Below are 20431 nucleotides of genomic sequence, written 5' to 3'. Positions count from 1 at the left end.
CTTATTCCTTAACAAATACAAACAATTTTCGATAATAGTAGAGGAAATTAAAAGATTAACTGAAATAGGATTATCATGAAAATTAAAAAATATCTTGGCTATTTGTACACCTTATTATTGATTTTACTTTTAAGTAAAGTTAGTTTTTCACAAAGCACTCCATCAGATGAAGAACAATATCTTGCGTTTGCAACCACTATGCCCGAATTAGACGGCGGAATGGCGGAACTATCCAAAAAAATTAAATATCCGCCTATGGCCAAACAAACAAATATAGAAGGTAAAGTTTATGCAATGGCTTATGTTGATGAAAAAGGCAATGTAGATAAAGTAAAGATTATTAAAGGTCTTGGTGCGGGTTGCGATGAAGAAGTTGTTCGCGTTCTAAATGCGTCAAAATTCAAACCTGGTCAGCACGAAGGAAAGCAAGTAAAAGTAAAAACTACGGTTTCAGTACTTTTTAAGATAAAGTAAATAATTAAACGTCGGGTAAATTATGTTGAACCTAAAAAACTTTTCATTTAAAACTAAAATACAAATAGCATTTTTTGTAATTGCTGCTATTTCTACAGTAATGGTTGTAAATGATCTTTATCATTTTTTCCAATTTTCTAGAATAAATGAAACGCTTAATAAAAAAATTATCGTATCAAGAGAGCATTTAACAGATGTTCAAAGTGAATTTCAAAGCTTACAATTTTATCTGCTCAAATTTTCTATACCTGGTTTTGAGAATGAATTCGATAAAAACTTTGAAGCCGTTGATAAACACAAATCCAAAATTATTGAGGTTATGGCTTCAATTAAAGATTCATCTTTAGCAGATATTTTCCAGGAACATTCAGAAAAGTTTAATAAAATATTTAATGAATATTTTGGATCCGTTGTTGATGGAACTTTAAGTGCTGCAGCTATGAAAGATTTTGAGATGGCTTCTTATATCGCTACAACATCTGGGGAAGATTTAAGAAAAAAGTTTGAAAATGAGATGTCTGATATAATGTCAACCATTAATAATCGCAAAGCCGGGTTAGAATCTGAAGTAAGCTCGATTATGTCTAAAACCATCTTAATGATTGTAATTGGAATGATTATTGGGTCATTAGCATTCTTATTTACTTTCTTCAAACTAATACCTGCCCTTACCAAACCGATTGCAATGTTTAAAAAATTGCTGCAACAGTTTTCATTAGGAAATTTTGAAGAAAAAATGCATTGCAAAAATAATGATGAATTTGGACAGATGGCTGCAATGTTAAACAAACTTAGAGATTCTCAATTAGAAAAAATAGAAGCAGCAGAAAAAATAGCCTCCGGTGATCTTGAGCTGAAAATTAATACATTATCCGAAAATGATCATCTTTCGAAAAGCTTTGAAAAAATGATTGATAATCTTAACAAACTTGTATTAGAGATTAAATTTTTAACTACTGCATCCATAAAAGGCAACAGTGGTGCTCGCGGTAATACAAAAGTTTTTAGCGGCGGATATAAAACAATCATTGAAGGAATGAATGATACTCTTGATGCAGTTTATGAACCCATCGGAGAAGCGATTGAAACTTTAGAAAAAGTTGCAGCAGGTGATTTTACTGTTAAAATTACAAAAGAATATGCAGGTGATCATGAAAGAATTAAGAATTCAATTAATTATGTATCTAATTCACTTGGAAAAACTATAAACGAAGTTTCGAACGCAGTTTCAGCTGCTGCAAAAGCCGCTGTAGAAATTAGTTCCAGTACAGAAGAAATGGCAGCAGGTGCAAATGAACAAAGTGCGCAAGCTTCTGAAGTTGCAAGTGCAATTGAACAAATGACAAAAACAATTTTTGAAACCACTAAAAACACAACATCCGCCGCAGAAGCAAGTAAAAATGCTGGCAGCGTTGCTGTTGAAGGCGGTAAAGTGGTTAGAGAAACTATGGAAGGTATGATAAGGATTTCGGATGTTGTAAAGAAAAGTGCAGCTACTGTTCAGGACCTTGGCAAGAGCAGTAATGAAATTGGTGAAATTGTTCAGGTGATAGATGACATTGCAGACCAAACAAATCTACTTGCACTCAATGCGGCAATTGAAGCTGCTCGTGCTGGTGAACAGGGCAGAGGTTTTGCGGTTGTTGCTGATGAAGTAAGAAAACTTGCAGAAAGAACTTCAAAAGCAACACAAGAAATTGCTATTATGATAAAACATATCCAAAAAGACACTGAAGGCGCTGTCAAATCGATGCAGCAGGGAACAAAAGAGGTTGAAAACGGAAAACTTCTTGCAGAAAAAGCCGGCAATTCTTTAAGCGAAATTATAACTGGTGCAGAAAAAGTTGTTGATATTGTTACACAGGTTGCTGCGGCAAGTGAAGAACAATCAAGTGCATCTCAGCAGATTACTCTAAACATCGAACTTATTACAAATGTTACTCAGCAAAGTGCTACTGGAGTTAGACAAATTGCTCACGCTGCAGAAGATCTGAATCAGTTAACAGAGAATCTTCAAAAATTAATATCTCATTTTAAGGTTGATAAGTCTTCCTATCAAAATATTGAACATAAAAATACCTTTGAGGATGAATATGTTAATAGTGAAGAGATATTTCACTAAATGCGATTGTTCTGCACAGCCAATATCAGTTGGCTAATATTCAACAGTAATTTTGCAATTATCTGTATATAATGCAGAAAACGATAGAATTTGAACGGCATCATTATTGAAAAAATTGCAGAAGTTAATTTGATAATAACAAACTAATCGTAAAACAAAATGAATACAGAAAATAATTTCGAACAAAACGTTTTAGAAATGCTCAACTCTGAAGATCCTTCTTTAAAAACTGAGGCACTTTTTAATTTAACTTTTGAAGAAGTTGATAAGAATGTTGTTAAAGCAGTAATCAGGCTTATCCTGGAAGATGATAAGTCAGTAAAAAATGCTGCTTCAAATTTTCTTATTCAAAATAATAACCCATCTATACCATATGAAATATTTGATTTTATCAGTTCGTCAGAAATTTCTGTAAGAAATCTTGCTGGTGAAATTCTATTAAAAAAAGGTACGGATTCTATTGATGTTATTTGCAAACGCTTACCAGAAATTAAAGTAGATGACGACATTAAATTTTTAGTTGATATACTTGGATTGATTGGTGATAAATCCCCCGAAGATTTGATTATTCACATTCTTACTGTTAACCAGAATGAAAATGTAATAGTTGCTTGCATAGAAGCTTTAGGAAATATTTATAGCGAAAAAGGCGTAGAACATATTATTAATTTTTATGATAAAGCTGATGTTTTAAAGCCTGTTGTGATTGAATCAGTTGGAAAAATAAGAACTCTACAATCGTTAAAATTTATTACTGAAAAATTTGAAGCGGAAGATGACTTTTTAAAGTTTAATATGATTGAAAGCATGGGTGAAATTGGAGATGAAAGCACTTTTTATTTCCTACTTTCGCAAGTTGATCTGTTAAGCGGTGCATTAGTTTGGCCGCTTTTAGAAGCTATCTATAAGCTTAAAGTAAAATTCGATCTTGAAGTTCCATTTGATGAAAAAATCAAAAAATGTGTTTTGGATACAATAATTAATTCAGAACCAAATTATCAAATAATAGCCGCACACTTAGTTACCATTTTTGATGATCCTGAGATTCTATATGCTTGTCTGAACATTTATGGTTTGGATTTGGATTTAAATGAAGTGCTTTACGAAAAGTTTATGGAAAATAAAAAAATCATTCTTCCAAAACTTCATACCGTTATAGATAATGGGAATAAGTATTTATCGGCTGTTCTAGATTTGTTACAAAATATTCTCAACTCAGAACCTAATGAAATGCACAACCTATCCCAAATTGAAAAACAAAGATTAACAGAGTCACTTTCAAAGAGTCTTACAAACTCTGATGAAGTTGTTCGCATATCAGCAGCAGAACTTTTATTTATAATTGATTATCAAACTGCACTTTTATTTATTGATTCGATGATAAATGATGAAAATTTCTGGAATCGCATATGTCTGTTAGATTTGCTATCTGATCTGGATAATCCGATAATAAGTGAAGCACTTTATAAGTTGACTAATGATCCTGAAGAGATGGTTAGTGAAAAAGCTAAAGAAATGTCATTGAGAAAACAATACTTAACAAACTAGTAGAAAAAAATGCAAGAGTATACGCAAAGGGGATTTTCAACAGCTCAGCCAGCGATGTTACTTACTCCTACAAAAGTTAGTCTTTCAATAAAATCTTTTGAAACCTGGCGAAAGTATATTTACGAAAGTACAGGGATTTATTTCCAGGATAATAAAAAGTATTTACTCGAAAGCCGATTACAGAAGCGTATAACTCATTTAGGAATTGAATCGTTTGAAAAATATTTTGATTATGTAAAGTTTAACCCTTCCGGCACTGCTGAGGTTAAATATCTTTACGAAGCTATAACAATTAACGAAACGTTTTTCTTTCGTAACCAGCCGCAACTTGATGCTCTTGTTACTACTATTCTGCCCGAAATCATTACATCAAAAGAAAAATTAGGAAAAAATAAAATAAAGATTTGGAGTGCGGCATCTTCAAGTGGAGAAGAAGCATATTCTATCGCTATGATGATTAATGATCTAATCCGGCCTAAATATCCAAATATAGAATTTGAAATTGTTGGTACTGATATCAGTAACGCGGTTGTTGATACTGCAAGACGCGCATCGTATAAAGAATACTCAGTTAGAAACACGCCAGTTTATTATCTTAAGAAATATTTTAAAACAAACAACGCTTCATTTGATCTTGATCCTAAAATAAAAGATATGGCTTACTTTAAATTGCTTAATCTTTATGATGACTTAAGATGAGAACGATGATAAATTTTGATGTAATCTTTTGTGCAAATGTTCTTATCTATTTTGATCAAACTTCTAAAATAAAAGTAATAAACCATTTATATAATTCATTGTTAAAAGGTGGTTACTTGTTTATCGGGTATTCAGAAACATTGCATGGTTTATCAAAATCATTTAAGCTAACAAGTTTTCCTAAAACCATTGGATATAAAAAGGAGTAATTAGAAAATGAAGAAAGTTATTCTTGTTGCGGATGATTCACCGACAATAAGAAAATTTGTATCGATCTCTTTAAAAGTTAAAGGATATGAAATAATTCAAGTTGCTGATGGTATGCAGGCATTAGAGGTTTTACCATCCGAGCAGGTTGATCTTGTTATCACAGATTTGAATATGCCTAACATAGACGGATTTGAATTAATTAGAGCTATTCGTTCAAATGAGGACTATCAGGAAATACCCATTATCATACTTTCTTCTCTATCTGCAAATGAGGATATTGAAAAAGGGATACAATGTGGTGCAGATGCATATTTGTTAAAACCATTTGATTCAAAAAGAGTTTTATACGAAGTATCAAAATTTTTAAACTAGAAAGAAAACCATGGGCTTAAAATTTTTAATTGTAGATGATTCACAAACAATGCGTCGAATAGTCGCAAACTCTTTAAAAAATCTTGGATATGAAGATTTTGCAGAGGCTTGTGATGGCAAAGATGCACTTCTAAAACTTGCTGCCGATGATACCCTAAATTTTGTTATTACAGATTGGAACATGCCCGTTCTTTCTGGTCTTGAATTGATTAAAGCAATACGCTCTGATGAAAAAATGGGAAAGATTCCGGTTTTAATGGTAACCACCAGAGGTGTTAAAGATGATATTATTGAAGCGCTAAAAGCAAAAGTAAATAACTACGTTGTAAAACCATTTACACCAGCGATACTTAGAGAAAAAATTGATCAGATACTTGCAAGTAATGTAGGAGCAAACTAATGATTAAATCAGAAAATATGACGCAGCTTTTTTCAAAACTTAATGATTTAAAAAAAGTATTTATATATGGTGAAAAACTCATCCCAATCATTCAGAGTCTTGGCGAGTTTATGAAGGAAACAGTTCCTCTATTAGAAAACATAAACAAATCTATTGCTGATAGTACTTCCAAAATTCCAAAAGTAAAAAATCAAATTCAAAATGTTACAAGCGCCACAGAGATGGCTACAACAGAAATTTTAGATCTTGTTGATTCACTTAATAATGATTTAACTGACATAGAAAAAACTATGGTGGATATTTTAGCAAAAGAAACAGATAAAGAAGATTTTCTTTTAAGCTTGATTCCAATGCTAAACAGGCAAGATGCTGATTTATTCATAAAGGATTTTCTTAAGAAAAACAGCAGTTCTGAGAAACTCGGTAAGCTTTTACTTCAAGTTGGAAAAATGAAAAATGATTCGAACAGTATTGCTCTATCACTTCAAGTTCAAGATATAACATCACAGCAATTGGCAACAGTTAATCATTTGATAGAATCTGTGCAGGATAAACTTGGTTCATTGATTGAAGATTTTGATAATACAAAGATCAACGATCATGATTCTCTTAATATACCCGAAGGTGCATCATTTGATCCGAATGCGCGTTATTCAAAATCAGTTTTGCCGCAGCAAGAAGCTGATTCAATTTTTAACAAAGAGATGGAAACTGCATCTCAAGCAGAAATAGATAAATTGTTTAACTAATATGGCAAAAGCAAATCAAAACCCGATGCTCATCGATCCGGATATGAAGGAAATCGTTGAGAGTTTTATAATTGAAACAAAAGAGATTCTTGAAAAATTAGATGTTGATCTGGTTGAAATGGAAAAAAGACCGGATGATAATGAATTGCTAAACTGTGTATTCAGACATTTTCATACTATAAAAGGAACATCAAGTTTTCTTGGACTTGATAAGCTTACAGGTGTTACACACAAAGGCGAAGATATTCTTAACAAACTGCGTAAGCTTGAAGTAAGTTTAAACGCAACGATAATGGATGCATTACTTTTGGCTTATGATAAAATGAAATCTCTTCTGTACAGTATTGAAGAATTTCAGAATGAGGATATTGACGTTGATGATACGATTAAAGAATTAACTGATCTTATTAGTGTTCTTGAAAATGGCGGTGTTGCAGATGTAAAGAAAAAATCAGCAAAAAAGTCAAGAAAAAAATCAGCAAAAACTGAATTAAAAAATGGAATTAACGAAATTGCGACCGAAGTTGTATTGGATGAACTAAATACTGAAAAAAATGTTGAAGAGTCTGATGATGATGATGACCATGAGTTACAGCAAGTTGAAATCAAATCTGTTAGTCCGGATAAATCAAAACAAGACACGTCTAAGAAAATTGAAAATTCAATTCGTGTTGATGTTGAACGATTGGATGAGCTGTTAAATATTGTTTCTGAATTAGTGCTTGGCAGAAACAGGTTAGCACAGGTAAACTCTGAGTTTGCTCTTGAAAATGAAGGAACAAAATTTTCACGTGATCTTTTTGATGTAACAAAACAAATAGATTTGATGACAAACGAACTACAGCTGGTTGTAATGAAAACACGAATGATCAGAATTGGAAAAGTGTTTAACAAGTTTCCTCGTCTTGTACGTGATCTTTCCCGAGATGCAAAAAAGCAAATTGATATTGTTATAAAAGGTGAAGAAACAGAATTAGATAAAACTTTGATTGAAGAAATTAATGATCCACTTGTGCATCTTGTAAGGAATAGTGTGGATCATGGAATTGAAAGCCCGGAAACACGAAAAGCAAATGGTAAAAATCCAATAGGAACACTAACACTATCTGCTGAACACGAAGGCAACAACATTATCATTACAATTGAAGATGATGGAAAAGGAATTGATCCTGAAGTAATTAAAGCTAAAGTTGTTCAAAAAGGATTAATTTCTGCAGATCGTGCAAAAGAATTAACAAGACAAGAAATTTTAAATCTAATTTTCCTTCCGGGATTTTCAACGGCTGAAGTTGTTACAAATATTTCTGGACGCGGTGTTGGGATGGATGTTGTTAAAACTAATGTTACAAAACTGCGGGGAATAATCAATATAGAATCAAATGTTGGAGTTGGAACTAAAATTATCATAAAGCTTCCACTTACACTGGCTATAATTTCTGGAATGATTGTAAAAGTTAAAGATCAGTCAATCGTAATACCATTAAACACTGTGTTAGAAGTATTGAGAGTACATAGAGAAAACATTTATTCTGTAAATCAAAAACCTGTAATTAAAATGCGCGATAGTATACTCCCATTGGTTTCGGTTGAAGAAGTACTTTTTGGATTTGAAGAAAAAGATGAAAATAGAATTTGGCAGTATGTGGTAGTGGTTGGTATTGCAGAAAAAAGATACGGCATTAAGGTTGATAGTTTAATCGGACAGAAAGAAGTTGTTATCAAATCTCTCGGAAATTATTTTGGCAAAGTACAGGGTATAGCGGGCTCCACAATTATGGGCGATGGTTCTGTTGTGATGATAGTTGATGTTAACGAATTACTTCACATAGCTGAAAAATAAAATGGCAAGAAAAATAAAGGCTGTTGTAGTTGATGATTCTGCTTTTATGAGAAAATCATTATCCATAATGCTTGAAAGCACCGGTGAAATTGAAGTAGTAGCAACCGCAAGAGATGGTATTGAGGGTGTTGAAATGGTTAAATCCAAAATGCCTGACATTGTTACGATGGATATTGAAATGCCGAGAATGGATGGACTTACCGCACTTCAAAAAATAATGAAAGAACATCCAACACCTGTTCTTATGGTAAGTTCACTTACTACTGAAGGTGCTAAAGATACTTTAAAAGCTTTAGAATATGGGGCCGTTGATTTTATTCCGAAAGAACTCTCTTTTGTAAATGTTAACATTATAAAAATTAAAGAAGATCTTGTAGCCAAAGTAAAAGCTATTGTAAGTCAAAGATCTTTAAGTTTAAGATTACAGAGAATACAAAACCTTAACTTTAACCGTAATGCTTCAGCAACCGCAGCATCTAAGCAGGATCACTCAAACAAGTCAATTCCGCAAATTGGTTATCGTGCAATTGCTCTTGGTGTTTCAACTGGCGGACCAATGTCACTTCAAAAAGTTATTCCAAATCTTTCTAAAAAACTATCGATACCAATGTTCGTTGTGCAGCACATGCCGCCAAAATTTACTAAATCGCTTGCAGAAAGATTAAACGGACTTAGTGAAGTTGAAGTTAAAGAAGCCGAAGACAGAGAAATAGTTAGAGGTGGTGTTGTTTACATTGCTCCAGGTGGATTTCATATGACAGTTGATAAAACAGGAAATAATCATTCAATGATTTCAATTTCAGACACACCATCTGATACGCTTCATCGCCCATCGGTTGATGTGATGATGAACTCTGTAATTAAAGTTTATAGCAAATATGCGCTCGGGGTTATAATGACCGGAATGGGAAGAGACGGCGCTGATGCAATTAAGGAATTAAAAATGAAAGGCGGTTATTCAATCGCGCAGGATGAAGATTCTTGTGTGGTTTACGGTATGCCCAAAGCTGTTGTGGATGCGGGTTATGCTGATTTAATTTTACCGCTTGAAAGTATAGCAAACGCAATAAATAAGGCTTGTGCAATATGAACGATTTAATGGAAGAAGCGATATTTAACTCAGTTACTTGTAAAAATGGTTCAAGAAAATCCAGCTTAATAAAGGCTGAGGATGTTCAAGTTTCCGGCAGTTCAAAAATTTGTTTTGAAGAAGATCATGCCGAAGGAATTAAAATTGTATTAACTAAAGATGCTGAAGACAATATCAAAGAAATAAAATTTATTTGTTCTTGCGGACAAACAAAATCGTTAACATTAGACTACTCTGAGTAATAACTGACAACTGTTTACTTTTAGCCAATTACCTTTCAATTTTCTTCAAATAAACTCAATTCTGCTTGTTTTTCACTGGTACTATTCTTGTCTTTTCGGTTTCAAAAAAGCTAAAGAATATGCAATCATCGGGTATAAAATCGTTAGAGAAATTTATTGATTATTGTTCAACCAAGAACAAAGTAATCAGTAAAAACATTGCAAACATCGGAACTGAAAATTACAAAAGACAAGATGTGGATTTTAAATCCATCCTTTCCGAAAATATGGGACAAATGAGAGCTACAAATCCAAAACACTTAAGGCTGAATCAAAACAGCAAACCTAAATTTGAAATTTCAAAAGATAATTCTTTAGATAATGTGTCTGGAATTAATAATGTTGATATCGATCGAGAAATGTCTGAACTCGCTGCAAACTCAATTCAGTTCAGATTTGCATCCAGAAAAATTGGGGATTATTACAGAGGATTACAAAACGTAATTAAAGGCGGAGGTAAATTTTGAAAATCGGTGATAACTTTTTAGGATTTGGAATAAGCGGCAAAGGCTTAAGTATCCAGCGAAAGAAGATGAATCTTATCGCTGAAAATCTTGCTAATGGAAATACTGTTAGAACTGAAGACGGTAAACCAATCAATAGAAAAATTTTAACTGTTAAACAGAATGATATACCGTTCAACGATACTTTTAATGATATGAAAAGTACGATAAAACTTTCTTCAACTAACTCAAATCATATAACCGCACCATCAACATTTGAAATTAATTCACCACAAAAGAACGGATTAGAGTTTGATATTAAAGATGACTCCACACAGGGCGATATTGTTTATATGCCTGAACATCCGGATGCTAATCAAGATGGTTATGTTCAACTTTCAAACATCAATACAATTACTGAAATGATTGATATGATTGCGGCTACTAGAAGTTACGAAGCAAATCTTACTGCATTCAATTCATCAAAACAAATGGCAAAAGATTCATTGGAGATATAGGAGATAAACTATGGCTGTTAACTTGAACTCAATTGGAAACTATTCGGCTTATGGATTAAATAATGCCAAAAGCAGTAAAGCAAATCTTAATAATGCCGCAATGGAATTGAGCGAAAATATAAATCCGGATGAGAAAAAGTTTTTTGCAGAAATGTATCCGGCAAAGCAAAATGAAATTATGGAATATTACTATTATGAAAAATCAGGTAGAATGAACGGTATTTCTGTAGGAACAAACATCGATAGGAGAGGATAAAATGGCAATAGAATCAATTAGCGGTAATCTGCCTTCATTATTAATTAAGCAAGATTTAAAAAAGGCTCCGGGCGCAGAGTTTGGAAATTTATTAACCGATTTTATTGGTGATGTAAACAAGGCTCAAATTGATGCTTCAAAATCAGCACAAAGTTTTATTAACGGTGATTCAATTGAGATACACGATGTAATGATTGCCGGAGAAAAAGCTAAAACAAGTTTAGAACTGTTGATGGAAATAAGAAACAAAACAGTTGATATGTATCGTGAATTAACCAGAATGTCTGTATAACCACTATGAGTAAAAAACCTACTGATGCAGTAATGTCGCTGCTGAATCAACTTTCACTACAACAGAAAGTGCTAATTGGCGGATCAGCAGTTTTAACAACAATACTTTTAATAGTACTTTTAACTTTTCTTAATGAACCAACGTACTCACCTCTTTATTCAGATCTTACTTCTGATGATGCTTCAAAAGTAATTGAGTTTTTAAACACACAAAAAGTTCCTTATAAGATTGAAGACAACGGAAAAACAATTCAAGTTCCTAAAGATAAGTTGTATGAAACAAGATTAAATCTTGCCGGCAAAGGGATTCCAACTTCTGGTACAATTGGATATGAATTGTTTGATAAAAGTACGATGGGTATGTCTGAATTTATGCAGAAGCTTAATTATAAAAGATCTCTTGAAGGTGAACTTGCAAGAACAATTCTTGGTATTACGGGGATTGATGGTGTAAGAGTTCATATAGTTTTTCCTGAAAGAACAATTTTTCGTGATGAGCAAAAACAGCCTACAGCTTCAATTGTTTTAAAATTAAAAGACAACGTTGTTTTACAACGTTCAAGTTCAATGTCGATTGTAAATCTGGTAGCAAGTGCCGTTGAAGGCTTATCAACAAACGCCATTACACTTATCGATACCAAAGGCAAGCTTCTGTGGAAAGAAGATAGTGAAAGCTCAATTTCATTTTCCAGCAATAAGCAGTACGAAATTAAAAACTCCGTTGAAAGTTATTTAGTTCAAAAAGCACAGACACTTTTGGATAATATTCTTGGTTTTGGAAATTCAATGGTTCAGGTTAATGCTGATTTGAATTTTGATCAGGTTGAAAAAACAATGGAAACTTATGATCCTGATCAGCAAGTAGTTGTAAGTGAACAGACAATGGTTTCAAACAATGCAGGTAAAAGCGTTAGTGATACAACAGCACAAAATAATCAAAGCAGTACAACGAATTATGAAATTGGAAAAACTATTGAACGAGTTGTACAGGGCAGCGGCAACATTACGCGTTTAAGTATTGCCGCAGTTATAAATGATATACCAAAAGAAGTTAAAAAAGGAGATGTTACTGAAACAGTTTTTGTACCTCGTTCCCCTGATCAAATAAAAAAATTGGAAGAGTTGATTAAAAACGCTGTTGGTCTAGATGAAGATAGAAATGATCAGATATCAATTGTAAACCTTCCATTTCAAACTACTCCAGCAACTGAATTTGTTGAACAAAATACAACCTGGTTTGAGGACGCTGATGGAATTTCAAATTTGCTGCTTGTAATTATTGCAATAGCTGGTGCAATCTTTTTGCTGCGTGGAATAATGTCCAAACTTAAAAACGAACAAATTTTTGTTGGTAATGTAAATCAGGAATATGCACTACAGCCAGCGATGCCATCAAGCATGAAAGGCAGTAATAAAGTGCCACAAGTATTAAACGATATGCGGAAAAAGAAAGAGCTTTTACCTGTTGGCGACATTGAAGATGAAATTTCTGATGAAGCAATTAATAAGAAAAACAGACAGGAAAAAATTAGTAATTATGTTACAAAAAATCCTACTGAAGCTGCAAAACTTATAAACGCATGGTTACACGAAGATGAATAATCCAATAAAGCAAGAAACAGTTCAACTTTCAGAAATAGCGGGTGTCCAAAAAGCAGCCTTACTTTTGATAGCCTTGAATATTGAAACTGCGTCAACAGTTTTTAAATATCTTGATCCTGAACAGGTCGAAAAAATTTCGGCAGAAATATCACGAGTAAAAAATATTCCCTCAACAACTGTTGATAGGGTGATGCAGGATTTTTACGATATGGTTACCGCGCGCGAGTATGTACTTGAAGGCGGATTGGAATATGCTCAAGCTGTTTTAGAAAAATCATTTGGACCTTCCAAGGCCGTTGAAATAATTGAACGAGTAAGAACTCTTACTACTTTAAAAGGTTTTGATGTTCTTAAAAAAGCTGAATCTACTCAGCTTGTAAATTTTTTAAGTAAAGAACACCCACAGACAATTGCATTAATACTTTGTCATTTAAGTCCGGATCAAACAGCGGAAGCACTAAAGGAATTGCCTGAACCTTTTAGATCCGATGTTGCTTACAGAATTGCAACGCTTGGAAAAGTTTCACCACACACATTAAAACAAATTGAGCGTGTTGTTGATGAAATGGCTGGCTCTACAATGAGTCAATCTGTAAGTAAAGTCGGTGGAACAAAAACGCTTGCAACAATTCTTAATCGATTGAATGTATCTATGAGTAAAGATATTCTAGATAAAATGGATGGGCGCGATAGTGAAGTAGCGCTTGAGATTAAAAGATTGATGTTCTTGTTTGAAGATATTATAAACATTCAGGATAAAGACATTCAAAAAATTCTTAAAGAAGTTGATCGAAAAGATCTTGCATTATCACTAAAAGTAACTGACGAAAAACTTAAAGATAAAATCTTTGCAAATATGTCTGAACGTGCAGCGGATCTTCTTAAAGAAGAGTTACAGTTTATGGGCATGGTAAAATTAAAAGAAGTTGAAATAGCACAAGCAAAAATCATTGATGTTGTAAAAAGTCTTGAAGAAACAGGGGAAATTTCCTTGAACTTGCAAGGCGGCAAAGAGGAAGTTTATGTCTGATGTAATTAAAATTAGCAAGAGACCTACAAATATTTCTGCTTATTCGGAGGCCGCTGTTACTTTTCAATCAAGCCAAGAACAGGAAAAAGATAATATTCAACTTGCGTTGCATAACCAGTACACAAAAGGTTTTGAAGAGGGGCAGGCAGCTGCAAGAGAAAAAAGTGAACGTGAGTTTAATGAAAGGTTGTTAAAAAAATATTCCGAGCTTAATAATCTGATATCTGATTTAAATGATAAATCAGTGGAAATGAATTTACAATTTGAGCAGTTAGTAATGGAAGTTGGATTTGTAGTAGCGGGCTCAATTCTTAAAAGAGAAATTGAACGTGAGTCAATATTTAAAGATGTACTTGATGAATCGCTTAGAAAAGTATTAGGTGCAAATGAAATTATTGTGCGCTTGCATCCAAAAGACTATGAATCAATTGTGGTTGATGGTAAATCATTTCAAATGAAAGATTCATTCTCTAAAATTAAATTTGAAAAGGATGACAGAATAGAATTAGGCGGATGTTTTATCGAAAGTGAAATTGGAAATGCGGATGGAAGAATTTCATCACAACTGAATGAATTAAAAAGAAAATTAGACGCCGGTTTTACTAACAAATAATAACAAAATGGATTTGAAATACCAATACATAGATAAATATTTAAGCCGAATCAACAGTGTTGATCTGATAAAACTAAACGGTAAAGTAACTGATGTAATCGGTCTGGTTATTGTTTCTGTTGGTCCAAACGTATCTCTTGGAGAAGTTTGTACGATTGTTAATAAAACAGGACAAGAAGTTTGCAAGTGTGAAGTTGTTGGATTTCGCGATGGGAAAGTTTTATCCATTGCACTCGGTGAAGTACATGAGATTTCTCCAAAGTGTGAAATAATCGCCGGTGGTAAAATGTTTACAATCGGTGTTGGGAAAGAATTGTTGGGAAGAGTTATTGATGGACTTGGGAATCCAATTGATGGTAAAGGTGAAATAAAAGTTTCATCTTATCGTTCTTTATATAGAGAGCCACCAAATCCACTAGAAAGAAAAAGAATTAATTCTGTTCTACAAACCGGTGTAAGGGCAATTGATGGATTGCTTACTGTGGGTCGCGGACAACGAGTTGGAATTTTTGCAGGTAGCGGAGTTGGAAAAAGTGTAACGCTCGGAATGATTGCAAGAAACACAGATGCTGATGTAAATGTAATTACTTTGATTGGTGAACGAGGCAGAGAAGTTAGAGAGTTTATTGAAAAAGATTTAGGGGAAGATGGGTTAAAGAAATCTGTTGTTGTTGTTGCGACTAGTGATAAATCTGCTTTGGTTAGAATGAAAGGTGCATATATAGGAACAACGATTGCCGAATATTTTCGTGATCTTGGAATGGATGTTTTACTGATGATGGATTCAGTTACACGATTTGCTATGGCACAGAGAGAAATTGGACTAACAATTGGTGAACCACCGACAACAAAAGGTTATACACCATCTGTATTTGCAGCGCTTCCGAAACTTTTAGAACGAGCAGGTACAACGGATTCCGGTTCTATTACAGGCTTATATAATGTGCTTGTTGACGGTGATGACATGACAGAACCAATCGCTGATGCAGTAAGATCAATACTTGATGGGCATATTGTGCTTTCAAGAAAGCTTGCAAACAGCGGGCAGTTTCCTGCAGTTGATCCTTTGCAAAGTGTTAGCCGAGTTATGCCAGATATTGTTACAAAACAGCATCGCGATAGGACAATTATTTTTAATGAAATTTTATCCACGTATCGCGAAGCAGAAGATCTTATAAATATTGGAGCTTATGTTAAAGGAAGTAACCCTCAGATTGATCATGCTTTAAATAAAATTGGTTATCTCAGATCCTTTCTTAAACAGGATATTTTTGAGTCTTCAGAATATAACTCAACATTAGACAGATTAAATGAAATTATAGAATTGTAAGTTCAAACAGGAGCAAAGTAAACAATGTCAAAATTCAGATTCAAATTTGAATCGGTAAAAAGAGTTAAAGAAGCTTTTGAAAAGAAAGCACAGAAAGAACTAGCCCAGTTAGATTTGATTATTGCTAAGCACCAGGATTTAAAACAAAAACTTGTAGATGAAATAAATGATTTGCGAAACTCGGCTTACAAAAAGAAAATGAATATTTCTGAATTACAATTTATAGGTGGATACGATACAGTGCTTAAACAACAGCTTGAAATGCAATCAGAAGTTATAAACCAGCTCGAAAAAAAGCGCGAGAAAAAAATTGAGGAAGTTGTAATCAAAACTAAAGAGAAAAAAATATTAAACCAGCTTGAAGAATCTTATCGGGAAACTTTTTATAAAGATATAAACATGGCAGAACTTAAAAACTTTGATGAGATAGCAGTGCAAAATTTTAATAAGGCTAAAAAATGAAGCAGGGAATAATTTACGGAGGAACTTTTCTTTTTGCGTTTGTAGTTGTAACAGGTTTGTTAATCTATCTCAACTCATCATACGAAAATATTTTTGAGTTTAACTTTTCGCCAAAATCAGTTGTGCAATTGTCTGATTCAACAAAAACTGATTCTTTAAACATTGCAGATAATTCCAATTTGATTTCAGAACCAGATACAACGGAAGTGAAGGATAGCATTTTATTTTCATCCTTCGGCGGCATAGAGACTAATGATACGACTAAAAATGATAAAGTAGATTCTGTAAACATTAAAAAAATGGCTGATAAGCAGGATCTTAATAATGGGAAAGAAAAAATTAATTTAAAAAATTCTAATCAGGAACAAACTGTAACTCAGCCACAAGTAGATAACCCAGTAACCCAAAATGAACCGCATGGTAAAGAGTACACAGAATGGATTCAAAAGATAACAAGTATTTATTCTTCAATGGAGCCGAAGAAGGCGGCTAAAATAATTCAAACTTATTCCGATAATGTAGCAAGAGATATTTTATATAATATGAATAAGAAGACAGCAGCGAAGGTTGTCTCTGAATTTAACCCGGAAACAGCAAATAGAATTTTTAGGTTTGAATAATGTTCATTAATTCAATTTTTTTGCCAAAAATTGCGCCAGATCAAACAATGCCGGAAGGTATTGCTGGTAAGATTGGTAATTTTTCACATTTATTTTCCAATGTTTTTAGGATTGTAAAGGATGAAAATACAGGTGCCTTACCTCTTCAATTGGAGGGATTATCAACAGAAATAACTGCAGAAACACAAACCCAATTATTAAATGTTTCTCTCCTGTCAGAAAGTAAAATTGTTCTCAATAATCAAAACATTTCTAGTATTATTTCGGGTTTTCTTGAAAAACTAAATCCAAAGACAACTACTAAAGTTTTAACAAACAACGATAAAACCACGATTAGTGAAAACATTCCAAAATATTTTTCTTTAAATAAAAATGAACTTATTGGTGAAATAAAAAACATTATTGAAACTCTGAAAAAAGGGGATTCAAAGAATTTAGAAAAAGTTGAGATTTCTCTGATTGCAAACGGACAATCAATTCAAATTAACCCATTAACAACTAATGTTAATGAGATAAAAAACTGGATTGGAGATCAATTAAGAACAAAAAATGATTTTGAAATACTCGTAAAAAGTGGAACACAAAAAATAGCTGTTGATGTTGAACCAATAAATACTGAAACAACTAAATTTACAAATCCAATCCAAATTATTTCTGAAACAGAAGAAGCCGAAGTTGAACCAAACACAAAGGCAGTAATAACTAAAAATGCAGTTGATAATAATACCGTTATAAAAACCTTATCAAATGAACAAAGTCCATCTCAGCAGCCATTAGAAGCGCTGAGCTCTACAGTCGGTAATTTGAAACCAGTGGGTGAAAAGATTGAGAACACAACAACTCAGAAACAAATTTTTAATGATGTAAAAGGTAATATAAAAACGGATTGTGATTCTGGAATAAAACTAACTACTGATTTAAATACTTCCGGTATAACCCATAGCAATATAAAACCGGAGTTGGTCTCTGAGTTAAAGGCAACTACAATAGCACAGTCGAATAATGAATTAAAAACTGTTCAGTTAAAAAGAGATAAAGTTTTTGAAAAAAGCATTCCCACTTCTAATCCTAAAATTGAAAAGAGTATTAATCTACAACCTCAAAATAAAGTTAATGTAAAAACAGGATTAGAAAATCCAATAGAAAAAACGTTAAGTAACTATAGAAATTCAATTCAAAAAGATGATAACTCTGTTAAGATATCAAACACTAAAATTAAAAATCTTAATTCAGAAGCAAAAACAAATAATCCTTTATCAGATATAGTTACATCAAAAGATGAAAATGTTAAGTCAAACAAAGAAATAAATATTAAAGAACTAGGTAAATCTGAAACCAAAATTAAAGTTACATCAAATCAAAAGTTTACATCAATTTCATCAAATAAAAATGATCTTAAAGAAAAAGTAGTTTTAAATGAGCTGCTTGAAACAACAAATGTTAAGGAAATTAAAGTTGATGTTCAGAAATTATCAAAAACATTTAACAATACAGTACAAAAAATTCAAACTGAAGCAAACCCTTCTGTTAAAATTGGAAAATTGAACACTGCCCAAAGCCAATCGCCAATAATAAATAGCGAATTGAAAAAAGTACTTTCATCCAAGCCAGAATTGAAACAGCAAACAGCTAGTAAGAATTTTAATACAGATAATGTTAACTCAGAAAAAATTACAACAAACATTATCAAGGAAGTTTCTGCAAATATCAAAACAGATATACTGAGTAAAGTTTCTGATACAAGTAATGTGAATAACACTCCTAAAATACAGGCTCAGCAAGAGTTTTTTGTTGATGCTGATTTAGTTGATAATGAACAAACTGTATCACAAAAATCTGCACCAATTAAAATAGTTAATATTGATCAGAAAAATTTCATAGAAAATATTTTTGCTAAAACTGATGATAAAATCATATCTGAGAAGAATAGTTTAAGGCAAAATAAAACTGAAGAGATTGAAACTACTAAAGTAAAACTTGAAGAAAATATAAATCCGATTACAAAAAAAATAATTCTACCGGAACTTAAAAGTGAACTAAAGACTGTTGATGCTATTAAAAAAGATCAAGTAATTGAAGTTGAAAAAGCAGAACTAGGTGATGAAAACAACTTTAAAGAATCAACAAAAGGAAATATTAAAGAAGCTGTTATTGAAATAAGCAAAAAGGATTTAACTGCAGAAGTTAAGGTTGATCAGAAGAATAGTGATCCTAAATCAACATCAAAAATTATTGATAAAAGCAATAAGAATGCTCTAAATGATAAAAGCGTTAAAGAAAATATTTCCGTTAAGATTAACTCTGGCGAGACAACAAATACAACTACTAAATTGAATAGTAAAACCGAACCAAGCTCTACTTATAATTCTGAAAAAGCATTTAACGTAAAAGATAAAAGCATAATAGAAACTTTGCGATCAGGACTTAAAGAATTTGCAAACGATCAAGTAAAACAAGAAAGTGTAAATAAAGATCAAAATCTATTTGAGAACAAAAACACTAAAGTTGATTTTATGCAACGCAGGGTTTACTCCCATATACCGCCTCTTGAAGTAATTGCTGAAGAATCTAAAACTGTGAGTATTAAGAATTCTATTGTAAATAGTGAATTAAACAAAAGCGAAAATATTTTAAACATCGATGAAACTGTAAAATCAGTACCAAATCAGGTTGAGCTAAAACCTAAAAATGAAAAGCAAGTTTGGGTAAAAGTAAGTTTAGAAAAAAATAATAACGAAGTTATAGCTGATATTAAAAAATCATCACAGCAACCAAATAAGATTACTATTGATACAAATAATGATGGGATGAAAAATAATTCTGAGCAGAACCATTTTTCGGAAAAAGATCATCGGGATTATTCCAAATCAAAAACTCAAGCCTTGTCTATTGAAGCTTCTCAAAACACTGAAGTGAAAAATGCTACACAAAATCATACAACTGCTCCTCAGCAAGATTTAACTGCTAACCTAAAGACAGAATTCAAAATAGAAAACACCGGATTTAAATCAGTAGTACATTCTGAAGAAACAAAATTTAGTTCACGCACTTCAGAGATGATTGAAAAAGTTAAAGTTATTTCTGCTGGTGAAATGATACGAGAAGTAAATAAAATATTTGAAAGCGGCGATAAGCAATCAATCGTATTAAGACTTGTACCAAAAGAATTGGGCTCTGTTAAGGTAATGCTTGATACAATTGATAACGTACTTAACGCAAAAGTTGAAGTTGAAAATGAAACAGTTGGACAAATTGTAAGAAATAATGTTGATCAACTTAAGCAAAATCTTTTACAAAGCGGTGTACATTTAAATTCAATTAACATTTCATATCACAACTCTGATCAGAAACAACACGGGTTTAATAATCATAAAAGAAAAAATTCTGTTTATGAGCAAAGCATTGAAACTGAAGACATTGATGAATCAATTATAGCTAAAAAAATGGGCTATAATACTTATGAATATTTGGCATAGGAGAA

Annotated in this window: 20 protein-coding genes and 1 pseudogene; all 21 read left to right on the top strand. The window is 32.5% G+C overall.

Features of this window, described 5'->3' with window-relative positions; translation table 11 throughout:
* Positions 1 to 75 precede the first annotated feature (75 nt).
* The 21 genes and pseudogenes from IPJ23_17160 (at position 76) to IPJ23_17060 (ending at position 20426) form a co-directional block, all read left to right on the top strand.
* On the top strand, positions 76 to 474 hold the full coding sequence (locus IPJ23_17160; protein MBK7632398.1) for an energy transducer TonB: 399 nt from the start codon (positions 76 to 78) through the stop codon (positions 472 to 474).
* A 22-nt stretch (positions 475 to 496) separates the two neighbouring features.
* Positions 497 to 2596 carry a methyl-accepting chemotaxis protein gene (locus IPJ23_17155; GenBank protein MBK7632397.1) on the top strand — a complete coding sequence of 700 codons (2100 nt, stop codon included), beginning with the start codon at positions 497 to 499 and terminating at the stop codon, positions 2594 to 2596.
* 159 nt (positions 2597 to 2755) lie between these two features.
* Complete coding sequence (locus tag IPJ23_17150; protein ID MBK7632396.1) at positions 2756 to 4144, top strand: HEAT repeat domain-containing protein; 1389 nt, start codon at positions 2756 to 2758, stop codon at positions 4142 to 4144.
* 54 nt (positions 4145 to 4198) lie between these two features.
* Positions 4199 to 5052: pseudogene (locus tag IPJ23_17145) on the top strand (protein-glutamate O-methyltransferase CheR).
* 7 nt (positions 5053 to 5059) lie between these two features.
* On the top strand, positions 5060 to 5425 hold the full coding sequence (locus IPJ23_17140) for a response regulator (GenBank protein MBK7632395.1): 366 nt from the start codon (positions 5060 to 5062) through the stop codon (positions 5423 to 5425).
* A 10-nt stretch (positions 5426 to 5435) separates the two neighbouring features.
* Positions 5436 to 5825, top strand: a complete 390-nt coding sequence (locus IPJ23_17135; protein MBK7632394.1) for a response regulator — start codon at positions 5436 to 5438, stop codon at positions 5823 to 5825.
* Complete coding sequence (locus tag IPJ23_17130) at positions 5825 to 6574, top strand: hypothetical protein (GenBank protein ID MBK7632393.1); 750 nt, start codon at positions 5825 to 5827, stop codon at positions 6572 to 6574. The genes IPJ23_17135 and IPJ23_17130 overlap by 1 nt, the downstream gene beginning before the upstream one ends.
* A 25-nt stretch (positions 6575 to 6599) precedes the next feature.
* A complete protein-coding gene (locus IPJ23_17125) occupies positions 6600 to 8414 on the top strand; it encodes a chemotaxis protein CheA (protein ID MBK7632392.1) in 1815 nt (604 codons plus the stop codon).
* 1 nt (position 8415) lies between these two features.
* Positions 8416 to 9504 carry a chemotaxis response regulator protein-glutamate methylesterase gene (locus tag IPJ23_17120; protein MBK7632391.1) on the top strand — a complete coding sequence of 363 codons (1089 nt, stop codon included), beginning with the start codon at positions 8416 to 8418 and terminating at the stop codon, positions 9502 to 9504.
* Positions 9501 to 9746, top strand: coding sequence for a hypothetical protein (locus IPJ23_17115; GenBank protein MBK7632390.1), 246 nt, complete (start codon positions 9501 to 9503; stop codon positions 9744 to 9746). The genes IPJ23_17120 and IPJ23_17115 overlap by 4 nt, the downstream gene beginning before the upstream one ends.
* A gap of 119 nt (positions 9747 to 9865) precedes the next feature.
* A complete protein-coding gene (gene flgB / locus IPJ23_17110; GenBank protein ID MBK7632389.1) occupies positions 9866 to 10252 on the top strand; it encodes a flagellar basal body rod protein FlgB in 387 nt (128 codons plus the stop codon).
* Positions 10249 to 10746: a flagellar basal body rod protein FlgC gene (gene flgC / locus IPJ23_17105; protein MBK7632388.1), complete on the top strand. Its 498-nt coding sequence runs from the start codon at positions 10249 to 10251 to the stop codon at positions 10744 to 10746. Before flgB ends, flgC begins: the two co-directional genes overlap by 4 nt.
* 10 nt (positions 10747 to 10756) lie before the next feature.
* Positions 10757 to 11002, top strand: a complete 246-nt coding sequence (locus tag IPJ23_17100; GenBank protein MBK7632387.1) for a hypothetical protein — start codon at positions 10757 to 10759, stop codon at positions 11000 to 11002.
* Between the two features lies 1 nt (position 11003).
* Entirely contained in the window at positions 11004 to 11294 is a 291-nt protein-coding gene (fliE, locus tag IPJ23_17095) for a flagellar hook-basal body complex protein FliE (protein ID MBK7632386.1), read from the top strand.
* A gap of 5 nt (positions 11295 to 11299) precedes the next feature.
* Positions 11300 to 12895, top strand: a complete 1596-nt coding sequence (fliF, locus tag IPJ23_17090) for a flagellar M-ring protein FliF (GenBank protein MBK7632385.1) — start codon at positions 11300 to 11302, stop codon at positions 12893 to 12895.
* Positions 12888 to 13925: a flagellar motor switch protein FliG gene (fliG, locus tag IPJ23_17085; protein ID MBK7632384.1), complete on the top strand. Its 1038-nt coding sequence runs from the start codon at positions 12888 to 12890 to the stop codon at positions 13923 to 13925. Before fliF ends, fliG begins: the two co-directional genes overlap by 8 nt.
* Complete coding sequence (locus IPJ23_17080; protein MBK7632383.1) at positions 13918 to 14538, top strand: hypothetical protein; 621 nt, start codon at positions 13918 to 13920, stop codon at positions 14536 to 14538. Before fliG ends, IPJ23_17080 begins: the two co-directional genes overlap by 8 nt.
* A 7-nt stretch (positions 14539 to 14545) precedes the next feature.
* Positions 14546 to 15868: a flagellar protein export ATPase FliI gene (gene fliI, locus IPJ23_17075; GenBank protein MBK7632382.1), complete on the top strand. Its 1323-nt coding sequence runs from the start codon at positions 14546 to 14548 to the stop codon at positions 15866 to 15868.
* A 24-nt stretch (positions 15869 to 15892) separates the two neighbouring features.
* A complete protein-coding gene (locus IPJ23_17070; protein ID MBK7632381.1) occupies positions 15893 to 16330 on the top strand; it encodes a flagellar FliJ family protein in 438 nt (145 codons plus the stop codon).
* Positions 16327 to 16950: a hypothetical protein gene (locus IPJ23_17065; GenBank protein ID MBK7632380.1), complete on the top strand. Its 624-nt coding sequence runs from the start codon at positions 16327 to 16329 to the stop codon at positions 16948 to 16950. The genes IPJ23_17070 and IPJ23_17065 overlap by 4 nt, the downstream gene beginning before the upstream one ends.
* On the top strand, positions 16950 to 20426 hold the full coding sequence (locus tag IPJ23_17060) for a flagellar hook-length control protein FliK (GenBank protein ID MBK7632379.1): 3477 nt from the start codon (positions 16950 to 16952) through the stop codon (positions 20424 to 20426). The genes IPJ23_17065 and IPJ23_17060 overlap by 1 nt, the downstream gene beginning before the upstream one ends.
* The last annotated feature ends 5 nt before the right edge of the window (positions 20427 to 20431 follow it).

The organism is Ignavibacteriales bacterium, assembly GCA_016709765.1.
Taxonomy (GTDB): domain Bacteria; phylum Bacteroidota; class Ignavibacteria; order Ignavibacteriales; family Ignavibacteriaceae; genus IGN3.
The sequence above is the reverse complement of the archived record's forward strand: the minus strand, read 5'-3'. Positions and strand labels throughout refer to the sequence as shown.